The organism is Mycobacterium sp. (genome assembly GCF_052144515.1).
Classification (GTDB): domain Bacteria; phylum Actinomycetota; class Actinomycetes; order Mycobacteriales; family Mycobacteriaceae; genus Mycobacterium.
Genome location: NZ_JBKQQD010000304.1, coordinates 1 through 9,950, shown reverse-complemented (window position 1 = coordinate 9,950; position 9,950 = coordinate 1). Strand labels below are relative to the sequence as shown.

Annotated in this window: 10 protein-coding genes; 5 read left to right on the top strand and 5 right to left on the bottom strand. The window is 64.8% G+C overall.

Features of this window, described 5'->3' with window-relative positions; genetic code table 11:
• Positions 1–797 (bottom strand): VOC family protein (locus tag ACLP9N_RS20570; protein ID WP_442409146.1); only part of this gene is annotated, 797 nt, incomplete at its 3' end.
• Positions 794–2,005, bottom strand: a complete 1,212-nt coding sequence (locus tag ACLP9N_RS20565; protein ID WP_442409145.1) for a CaiB/BaiF CoA transferase family protein — start codon at positions 2,003–2,005, stop codon at positions 794–796. The genes ACLP9N_RS20570 and ACLP9N_RS20565, both read right to left, overlap by 4 nt.
• A gap of 94 nt (positions 2,006–2,099) precedes the next feature.
• Here ACLP9N_RS20565 and ACLP9N_RS20560 point away from each other — a divergent pair, with 94 nt between their 5' ends.
• The 4 genes from ACLP9N_RS20560 to ACLP9N_RS20545 all read left to right on the top strand — a co-directional run bounded on the left by ACLP9N_RS20560 (position 2,100) and on the right by ACLP9N_RS20545 (position 6,259).
• The gene (locus ACLP9N_RS20560) at positions 2,100–3,284 is read left to right on the top strand and encodes an acyl-CoA dehydrogenase family protein (protein ID WP_442409144.1); all 1,185 of its coding nucleotides are present in this window, start codon (positions 2,100–2,102) and stop codon (positions 3,282–3,284) included.
• A 17-nt stretch (positions 3,285–3,301) separates the two neighbouring features.
• Positions 3,302–4,255, top strand: coding sequence for an acyl-CoA dehydrogenase family protein (locus ACLP9N_RS20555; protein WP_442409148.1), 954 nt, complete (start codon positions 3,302–3,304; stop codon positions 4,253–4,255).
• 15 nt (positions 4,256–4,270) lie between these two features.
• Complete coding sequence (locus tag ACLP9N_RS20550; RefSeq protein WP_442409147.1) at positions 4,271–5,413, top strand: acyl-CoA dehydrogenase family protein; 1,143 nt, start codon at positions 4,271–4,273, stop codon at positions 5,411–5,413.
• 105 nt (positions 5,414–5,518) lie between these two features.
• Positions 5,519–6,259, top strand: a complete 741-nt coding sequence (locus tag ACLP9N_RS20545; RefSeq protein ID WP_442409143.1) for a FadR/GntR family transcriptional regulator — start codon at positions 5,519–5,521, stop codon at positions 6,257–6,259.
• A gap of 121 nt (positions 6,260–6,380) precedes the next feature.
• Here ACLP9N_RS20545 and ACLP9N_RS20540 read toward each other — a convergent pair whose 3' ends face one another.
• Genes ACLP9N_RS20540 through ACLP9N_RS20530 form a run of 3 tightly spaced genes read right to left on the bottom strand, consistent with a single transcriptional unit; the run spans position 6,381 to position 9,597 of the window.
• Positions 6,381–7,193 carry an enoyl-CoA hydratase/isomerase family protein gene (locus ACLP9N_RS20540; protein WP_442409142.1) on the bottom strand — a complete coding sequence of 271 codons (813 nt, stop codon included), beginning with the start codon at positions 7,191–7,193 and terminating at the stop codon, positions 6,381–6,383.
• An 11-nt stretch (positions 7,194–7,204) separates the two neighbouring features.
• On the bottom strand, positions 7,205–8,365 hold the full coding sequence (locus ACLP9N_RS20535; RefSeq protein ID WP_442409141.1) for a thiolase C-terminal domain-containing protein: 1,161 nt from the start codon (positions 8,363–8,365) through the stop codon (positions 7,205–7,207).
• Entirely contained in the window at positions 8,362–9,597 is a 1,236-nt protein-coding gene (locus ACLP9N_RS20530; RefSeq protein WP_442409140.1) for an OB-fold domain-containing protein, read from the bottom strand. The genes ACLP9N_RS20535 and ACLP9N_RS20530 overlap by 4 nt, the downstream gene beginning before the upstream one ends.
• Positions 9,598–9,700: 103 nt before the next feature.
• Between ACLP9N_RS20530 and ACLP9N_RS20525 the strand changes: the two genes are divergently transcribed.
• Positions 9,701–9,950, top strand: a 250-nt coding sequence (locus tag ACLP9N_RS20525) for an SDR family NAD(P)-dependent oxidoreductase (protein WP_442409139.1), incomplete at its 3' end; no start/stop codon positions are given.

The window sequence follows — 9,950 nt, the reverse complement described above, 5'->3', positions numbered from 1 at the left end:
GTCACGTCGACGAAGTCGGGTAGACGCGCCAGGGCCGCAGCCACATTGTCGACCCGCAGTGCACAGCGGTACAGGCCCTGACTGGACGCGCCGCCAGGGGCGCGCTGCGGGGCTCCCCCGGGGTGCTCAACCAGCAGCACGGTGAACTGGTGACCATCCTCGGCCAGCGCGAGTCGTGCCAGCTGACAGTCGACGGCCACGGCGCCGCCGCCCGGCAGCAATTGGTCGCCGGCAACGCTCTCGGTGTGCAGCGGCTCGACAACCGAGAAACCGATCGCCGTCAGGAACCGGATTGCGGGGTCGGCGTCGCTGACCGACAGCCGAATTCCGCTGAGCAACGGCGCATCTGTCCCGCTCGCCTGCGTCAGTTCGACGACCACGCCGTCGTGATCGCTCGCCAGGATCGCTTTCTGCCCGGAGACCAGGCCGTCAACCGGCCGACCGACCGGCACACCTGCGTTTTGCAGCGCCGCAGCCGCAGCTTCGAGATCCGCGACCGCAAACCACGCGGCGCTCAGGCCCGGCCGGTCCGGGCCGCCGCCGGGGTCACGGACCAGGACCGGGCTGCGCCATTCGATCACTTCCAGCGCGCAACCGCCACGCCCGCCGCGCGCATCGTAGAGGAACCGGGTGTCGGTGAAGATCCGCTGATCCATACCGAAAATCGACCCGTCTGCGGGCACATCCGGGTCGGTTTGCATCACCGCGCGCATACCGATGATCCGACCGTAGAAGTCCGCCGCGGCATCGGCCGAGTCAACGTTGAGATTGACGTGCAGGAAACGGCCGGCGGTCACAACACCACCGAGTTCACCTTGAAATCGATGATCTCGTCCTCGCTGAATCCCAACTCGGCCAGCAGCGCGTCGGTGTGCTCGCCGTGGCCCGGCGCGCGACCCAATTGCAGCGGGGCCTCGTCGAACTGCACCGGGCTTGCGGCCAAAGCGAATTCGTTGCCGTTCGCGTCGGTCGTGCGGGGCAGGTAGCCGTTGGCGATCACCTGCGGATCGTCGTGCACCTCACGCGCGGTGTGCATGACATCCCAGACGCCGTCGAAACCGGCGAAAGCCTTCTCCCAATGAGCCAGGTCTTGGGACTCGAAGGTCTTGCGCAACTCGACGATGCACTCGATGCGGTTGTGGAACCGCGTGGCGGCGTTCGCGTAACGCTCGTCGGCGATCAGGTCCTCCCGGCCCAGCCTGGTGCAGAAGTCTGCCCAGAACCGGTCTGCTTGCAGCAGCACGAACGCAATGAACCGGTCGTCGCGGGTCTTGTAGATGCTTGCCGCCGGGTTAGGCATCTCGTCGAGTTTGAATTTCGGGATATCGGTGCCGGTGACACCCGCGCCGACGACGTCCGGCCCGAGTTGCCAGATCGCCGCCGCCAGCAGCGACACATCGACCACCGACGGTTCGCCGGTTCGTTCTCGCTTGACCAGCGCGCCTGCGATTCCTGCGGCGATCGACAACCCGCCGTAGACATCGCCGAAGGCCGGCCGCTGCGGTGGTGGATACGCGCCGTCGACGGCCGCGTAGGCGTCCCCGATTCCGCCGCGCGCCCAGTACGCTGCGAGGTCGAACCCGCCATGATCGGCGAATTCACCTTTCGCGCCGTATCCGTGTCCGCGCGCGTAAATGATCTGCGGATTGCGGGCCCGGACGTGTTCGACGTCGATGCCCATGCGCTTCCGGGACTGCGGAAGCAGGTTCGTCAAAAAGACGTCGGCCGTTTCGACCAGCTTCATCAGCAACTCGAGGCCCTCGGGCGTCGACGTGTCCAGACCGATGCTGCGCTTGCCCCGGTTGGGCTGCTCGATGAAGTGGTTGACGCCACCGGCGGCGGTTACCACGCCAGAACTGATCAACCCCCGCTGCGGATCGCCCGTCTCGGGGTGCTCTACCTTGATGACATCGGCGCCCCAGTCGGCCAACACTGCCCCCGCTGACGGTACGAACGACCAGGAGGCAAGCTCGACGACGCGAATGCCGCGGAGGGTGTCAGTCATTCCGGGTTACCTCTCGTACGGGTCGGCTGTGAGCTATCGTATCGATTGTATATAAATGTTTAGCGGATTTGGCGGCAGTCTGGGGAGGTGAAACGTGTCTGCAGACGATCATGACTACACATCGGACGTTGCCTATTACCGGCAGGACTTCCGCGGCTATCTGCAGAACCTGGACTGGGCCGACGCTTGGCGGTCGGCGTCGTTCGACAATGCCGAGGAATCGCTTGCTTTCGACGCGCAGATATTGGCTCGGCTGCACCAAGCAGGCTGGAGCCGCTACGGGTGGCCGCGGGAAGCCGGGGGGTTGGGCGGCAGCGAGATTCACCGCGCTGTCTACTACGAGGAATTAGCGCACGCGATGCTTCCGGTTCCGGGCCAACACTGGACGATAGAGACGTTGGGGCCTGCCCTGCTGAGATTCGCGCCCGACCTAGCGGCCCAGTATCTGCCCTACTACCTCAGCGGCGCCGAGTGGTGGGGCCAGTGCTTCTCAGAACCCGAATCGGGTAGTGACCTGGCAACGTTGCGCACCCGCGCCGTCGATGACGGAGCCGGCGGGCTAGTGGTCAACGGCCAAAAGATTTGGACTAGCCAGGGCCCCACCGCCGCCAGGTTCCTGGTGCTGGTTCGCACCGGCGATCCGCAGAGTCGCCATCGGGGGCTGACCATGCTCATGGTTGACGCAGACACCCCGGGCGTGACTGTCCGGCCGATCGCGCTGGCGAGCGGTCGCCGTGAGCTCGCCGAAGTCTTCTTCGATGACGTCCGAGTGCCCGCTGCGCGCGTGTTGGGCGCTATCGGCGACGGCTGGGCTGTGGCGATGTATCTGCTCCAGTTCGAGCGCGGAATGTATGGCTACGCGGCGTTGACCAAGGCGCTGACCGCGCTCAGCCGGCTGCGGAACGAGATGGCGGAGGGTGGAGCATCTGCGGCCCACCGGGAGCGATTCGCCCGTATCTACGTGGCGGTGACCGCCGCTTCGGCACGCTGCGCGGTAACGGTGCGCAAGCTCGCGGCGGGCGAGACGGTCGGTCCCGAAACCAGCGTTGACAAGCTGCTGTTCTCTACCGCCGAGCGCGATGTCAACGACCTGATCTTCGATATTCAGCGCGCCCGCATGCTGGCCGGTGACGCCGAGGTCGGCCGCAACGACCTCGACACGCTTCGAGCGGACTGGTGGTACTCGCGGGCGGCGACGATCATGGGCGGTACTGCAGAGATCCAGCGCGGGATCATCGCCGACCACCTTCTCGGCTTGCCCAGGGAGGTTCGCACGTGACCGATGACTCCTGGCCCATGGTCGAGCAGGCGGTGCACCGACTCTTCGACGAACTGGCCGAAAAGGGCAGCAGCCACGTCGCAATCGGCCCGCGGCTGGCCGAACTCGGGTGGGCGGATATCGAATCGGAGTATCCGGTAGAGGCCTGCGAACTGTTGTTCCGCGCTCAGGGCCGCTCGCTGGCGCAAACCGATTGCCTGGATCGCGTCATGCTCGACGAGTTGGCCCCTCTCCTTGACGAGCCCGCCGACGGGATCGTGCTTCCCCACCTGTCGGACGGTGATGCGCCGGCATCCGGCGACGGCCAAGTCACGGGCGTGGTGCTTGGACCGCCGAGCGGGCGCCTGCTGGTGCCGGTGGCTGGACCGCTGGGCACCGTGTCGGTGAGTGTTGTCGAGGCAGACCGCCTGGAGGCCTCGCGGATCGACACCTTCGATACCTCACTGCACTGGACTAGGGTTCGCGGACCATTGGCCAGTTCGACCGTCGGTGCCTCTGTCGAATGGAAGCGCGCGGCGGGCGCCGCGCACCGCGCGCTGGCCACAGAACTGGTGGCCCTGGCCGACCAGGCGCTGCGAATCGCGTTAGACCATGCCAAAGTTCGGGTGCAGTTCGGCGTGCCGATCGGTTCTTTCCAGGCACCGCGGCACGCGCTGGCCGAGGCGTCCGCCGGCCTGGAAGGGGCGCGCGCACTGCTGGCGGAGTCGTGGCGATACGGGGGTTTACTCTCAGCCCAAGCCGCGAAGGCCGCAGCTGGGCGTGCCCACCGCACGATATGCAACGCAGCCTTACAGGCGTGCGGCGCGATCGGCGTCACCGCCGAACATGACCTGCACCGTTACGTCGCGCGAGGATTCCAGATCGATTCGCTATGCGGTTCCTACCAATATCTCGAGGCGGTTCTGGCCGACCGCCTCTTTGACATGTACGCACCTGGGCGCGCCTTGCCAGCGATCATCTCCTGGGATTGACGATTGGAGGATGTGTTGCGCCGCAACATTTTCGACGAAGTCCATGACGAGTTCCGGGCGACTGCCCGCGAATTTTTCGAGCGTGAGTGTGCGCCGTACGCCGACAAGTGGGAAAGCGACGGCATGGTCAGCCGCGAGGCGTGGGTGGCCGCAGGTGAACATGGCTTGATCGGCTGGGCACTGCCCGAGCGTTACGGGGGCCTGGGCATCACTGACTATCGGTTCAATCAGATCCTCGCTGAGGAGTTTTTCGGCACCGGATCGGTGGGCATGGGCTTCGGGGTGCAAAACGACATCTTGGTGCCATATCTGAACGACCTGACCACGGAGGAGCAGAAGCAGCGTTGGCTGCCCAAATTCATTGCAGGCGAATACATCGGCTCGATCGCGATGTCTGAGCCGGCTGCTGGTTCGGACCTGGCCGGTATCAAGACCACCGCCCGCGACGAAGGCGACCATTGGGTCGTCAATGGCCAGAAGACGTTCATCAGCAACGGGCTGCTGTCCAAGCTGATCTTGACGGCGGCCAAGACCGACCCGGGCGCCGGACGGCGCGGCATCAGCTTGCTGATGATCGAGGACGGCATGGAGGGATTTACCCGAGGGCGCAAGCTGGACAAGATCGGCCAGCACTCGGCAGATACCGCCGAATTGTTCTTCGATAATGTGCAGGTCCCCAAGGAGAATCTGGTCGGCGAACTCAATCGTGGCTTTTACCACCTGGTTTCGCATCTGGCCACCGAGCGGGTCGGCGTTTCCTGCTACGCCTTGCCCATGGCCCGCCGGGCTTTCGAGCTGACGAAGCGATACGCGCTCGAGCGCACCGCCTTCGGTCAGCCCATCGGCAAGTTTCAAGTCAACCGTCACTTCATCGCGGAGATGCAGGCCAAACTCGATGCCGCGCAGACATATTTGGATCAGTGTGTGCTGGCCGCCAACGACGGCGAGCTGACCGACGAGGATGCCGCCGGCCTCAAATGGTGGACCTCGGAAGTGCAATGGGAGATCGTCGACCGCTGCCTGCAGATGCACGGCGGCTACGGTTACATCAACGAGTACGAGGTCGCCCGACTGTGGCGCGATTCGCGCGTCCAGCGCCTCTACGCGGGCACCACAGAGATCATGAAAGACCTCGTCGGCCGCGCGATGGGCTACTGACGATGCAATCATCGCAGCTAGCGCAGGAAATGGTCGGTCTCCGTTAACCTGCAAGATGGTTAATCCAATGCCGATTTAAGTGGTTTGCGGGAAAGGGGATACACCGTGGAGGTCAACAGCCTTCGGGAACCGAAGATGGCCGACCGGGTGGCTACCGTGCTTCGCCGTATGCTGGTCCGCGGCGAAATTACCGAGGGCACCATGCTGCCGCCCGAATCGGAGCTCATGGAACGGTTCGGGGTGTCGCGTCCGACCCTGCGTGAAGCCTTCCGGGTGTTGGAATCCGAGTCGTTGATCGAAATCGAGCGCGGCGTGCGGGGTGGCGCACGCATACATCGGCCCCGCCGTGAAACATTGGCGCGGTATGCAGGGCTGATACTCGAATACGAGGGCGTCACCCTCAAAGACGTCTACGACGCGCGCGTGACGATTGAAACGCCGATGGTGGCACAGCTGGCCAAAAGTCGCGACCCCGCTGTCATCGCTGAGCTTGAGGAGATCGTCGAGCGGGAGGCCAACCTGCCGCGCGGCGAGCTCGCCGTCGACCAGCTGACCGATTTTCATGCTGCGATCGCTCGACTGTCGGGAAACAACACACTGCAGATGGTCAGCGAGATGCTTCACCACATCATTGTGAAAGGTAATCGCTCGCTGCAGCCCACTACCGGGCCGCGAGCCGAGCAGGCGACCCGACGCTCGGCGAAGACCCATCGGATGTTGCTGGACATGATCAAGGCCGGCGAGGCCGATCAGGCCGCGGAGCTCTGGGGGAGGCACCTAGAGAAAGCCGAGGAGTACGTCCTGTCCGGATCGAAGCTCTCGACGGTTGTGGATCTGCTCGAATGATCTGCCGCGACCTCAGAGCTGTCGATCGAACTGCACCCCGTTAGCTCACCCGCTGTCGGAGACGAGGGCAAGCCGGCGATCGCCGCGCGAGTGACAAGCTGTCGCTGAACGGGCTGCGCACCTACTTTTTCGGGCGGGCCAGGAACGCGGTGACTCGCTCTTTGAACTCCGGCGTGGAAAACGAGGTGTGCTCGGCGGCCAGCGCGTACTCCAGCACGCCGAATGCAGCGCGCGACAGATGCATGTTCATCGCGAACTTCGTCGACTGCACAGCCTGGGGCGGCAGCGCGGCAAGGCGCTCACCGAGGGCTAAGGCCTCCTCGAGCACCTTGTCGTCGGAGACGACACGGGTGACCAAGTTGAGCTGCTTGGCGATCGATGGCGTGATCTTGTCGCCGAGCAGGACGTATTCCTTCGCCTTCATCATCCCGATCAGCAACGGCAGCATCGCTGCCCCGCCGTCGCCGGCGGTGAGTCCCACCGCGACGTGTGGATCGGCCAGAAAGCTGCTCTCCCCCATGACCAGTAGGTCGGACAGCAGTGCCAGCGAGCAGCCGAGTCCAACGGCCGGACCGTTGACCGCCGACACCATTGGCTTACCGAAGTTGATCACCTCGGTGAACACCGTTCGCGCTCCGGCGATCTGTTGCGCCCGGGCCGTCGGATCCTCGATCAACCGCCGGAACATCACCATGTCCCCGCCGGCCGAGAACGCCTTACCCCCGGCCCCTGTAGTCACCACAGCGCGGACGTCGTCGTCGGCGCCGAGCACCCGCCAGATCGCGCCCAAGGCGTCGTGCAACGGTTCATCGACCGCGTTGGCCGCCTCCGGCCGGTTGATGCTCACCAGATGTACCGCGCCGACCTTTTCCACCAACAGCGAAGGCGCGAACTGTTCATAACCTGCCAATGTCGCAATCTCGGACGTGGTCATCTGTTCTCCTATCAATTCTTGTCGCCGGAAAGGATGGTGACCGCAGAGACCGCAGTTGGCCCGCCGATGTTGTGCGCCAAGCCGATTCGTGCTCCATCGACCTGATTCTCGGCCGCGCCGCGCAACTGGTTGAAAAGCTCATAGCACTGGGCTACGCCGGTGGCACCCGGCGGGTGTCCCTTGGCTTTTAGTCCCCCACTCGGATTGACCGGCATCGACCCGCCGACGTAAGTCTCGCCCGCTTCGATCAACTTGTACGCCTCGAAGCGACTGGCGAAGCCGAGGTCTTCGTAGCTGATCAGCTCGACGCCGGTGAAGCAGTCGTGCACCTCTGCGACGTCGATGTCAGCCGGTGTCAACCCAGCCATCCCCATCGCGGCTTTTGCGGCCCGGACGGTGGGCGGGAAGGTGGTCATATCGGTCTTGTGCTGATGCATGACACGGTCCATGCCGATTCCCACTCCGCGTACCCACACCGGCCTATCGGTGTAGCGGTCGACGACCTCCTCGGCGGCAAGGATCACCGCTGCGGCGCCGTCGCTCTGCGGTGTGCAGTCATATACCCCGAACGGGTCTGCCACGAGCGGCGCGGCCAGCGCCTGCTCCAGTGTGATCTCGTACCGCAGTTGAGCTTTCGGGTTGTTCAAGGCGTGGAAGTGGTTCTTGACCGCCACCATCGCCATGTGCTCGCGGGTCGCCGGCGACTCATGCAGGTAACGGGTGACGTGCAGCGCGAAGTTCGCCGGCGCAATCAGCCCCAGCGGATAGTCCCACGCCACATCACGAGTCAGTGCCCCCCACTCCCAAAAGGTGATGTTGGTCGCGGTCTCGCGGACTTTGTCGGCACCCACCACCAGCACGACATCATAGAGACCTGAAGCGATTCCCAGTACGCCATTCCGGATTGCGTCATTGCCGGTGGCACAGGCGTTTTCCACCCGCGTCACCGGGATTTCTGTGAGGTCGAGCGTGTCGGCGAGAATGCCGGCAGGAAAGCCGTCAGTAGTGCACAACTCACCGAACCAGGCGGCCTGGATCTCCGACTTGTCGATGCCCTTATCCACGTGTGCCACGGCTTCGGCGTAGGCCATCGGCAACAGGTCTTTGATACCCAGGCCGAAGTGCTCGCCAAACGCCGTCATACCCCCGCCGACTATCGCAACTCTCCTCATGCCGACGCTCCTTGGGTTTCAGGTACTTCGTGGTCCTCGGGCCAGAACATATATCCGTAGTCGGGGATGCCGGCGCGAGTAGCGATCCTGCGCAGGACCACCGAGCCGTGCTGGCCGATGACCGCCTCACCGGCGGGCACGCCAGTCACCTTGAGCAGCACCCGCACCGGGCTCTCGTCGAGCTGAACCACGGCCAGCGAATACGGGCTGGGCAGATTCGGAACCGGAACACGGATGGTGGTGTGGGTATAGACGGAGCCGGTGCGTGGCAACGGCTCGAGCCGGTAGTCGGCCAATTCACCGGCGGCGTTGACCCTGAGCCGCGGCGGTGTCAACGGGCCGTTGCCGGAATCGGCATCGTCTGCAAAAACCGCCGCCTCCCAACGTAGTTTGGATTCGAAGGCTCGAGCGTATGCGGGCAGTGAAATCGGGATGCCCACCCCCTCGGCGATGCGCAATTTAGGCAGCGCGCGCCCCGCCATCTCGTCACGATTGATGCGTGGTGCGGTGCTGCCGAGGCGCAGCTCGGCCGCCGAGGCGCTGGACTGTTCCAGTGCCAGCACCAACCCGGCTCGGGATTCCTCTATTGCCCTGGCGATGAGCCTGATCACGGCGGCGGCCGACGGGGAAGGATCGTTGGCTGCTTTCGTGACGTCGAACGTGCCACGGAGATCGGCTCCCTTCACGCCGGTTATCACAGCGGCCGCGCGGTCGGGGGCCAGGCCAAGCCGCGCCAGGGTCGAACGGGCGCCGACGTCACGTTGGAGCCGCGCATCGACGTAATTGTGGCGAGCACCGTCGGCGCCGCGCGCCTGCATCGGCAGGCTCCCCGTCTGCCTGCCTACCGCCTCAACCTCGGCGCCGCCAGTACCGGCGCCGACCAGCGTGGCCGCCGCGCCAACCGCCGCGTCGTTGTCGTCGGTGGCGATCACCAGCGTGTCCGGAGCGGCACCGCTGATCTGGTCCAGTACCGCCGGGCCGCCGCCCAGTACCTCGGCGACCGGAACGCTCTCCGATAGCGACAGCCCCGCCAGGAGCACCGCCGCGTTACCACCCTCCAGCAGCGGGAAGTCGCGGGAGATCAGCACGACCCGCTGAGCGGTGGCGTCGGGGTCGGCAGCGCGTCCGGCGGCAACCGCCATCGTGAGTGCATCCTCGTCCGGCCCTTTCACCGTCCGGTCGCCTACGCGCCACGGCGGCAAATAGGTGCCTATCGAAACGACGTGAGTCATTCAGCCTCTTTTCGACCACTGCTGAAACCGCTGGTGATAAATACGGTATATAGTTATACCATTTGGTCCGGCTGGGTGCCAAAGGGTAAGAAAGGTAAGGGCTATGGGCGACGACCTTCGTCCGACGCTGGCAGGCCGTGTGGTCGTGGTGACCGGCGCCAGCAGAGGTATCGGCCGTGACATCGCCGTGCGCGTAGCCGCCGACGGCGCCCGCGTCGCGCTATTGGCAAAGACCGCGGCACCGCACCCCAAGATCACCGGCACTTTGGCGGAGACCGCCGCCGCGGTCGATGCCGCCGGCGGCAAGGCCGTACAGGTGGCATGCGACATCCGCGACCCGGCGGCCGTGCAAA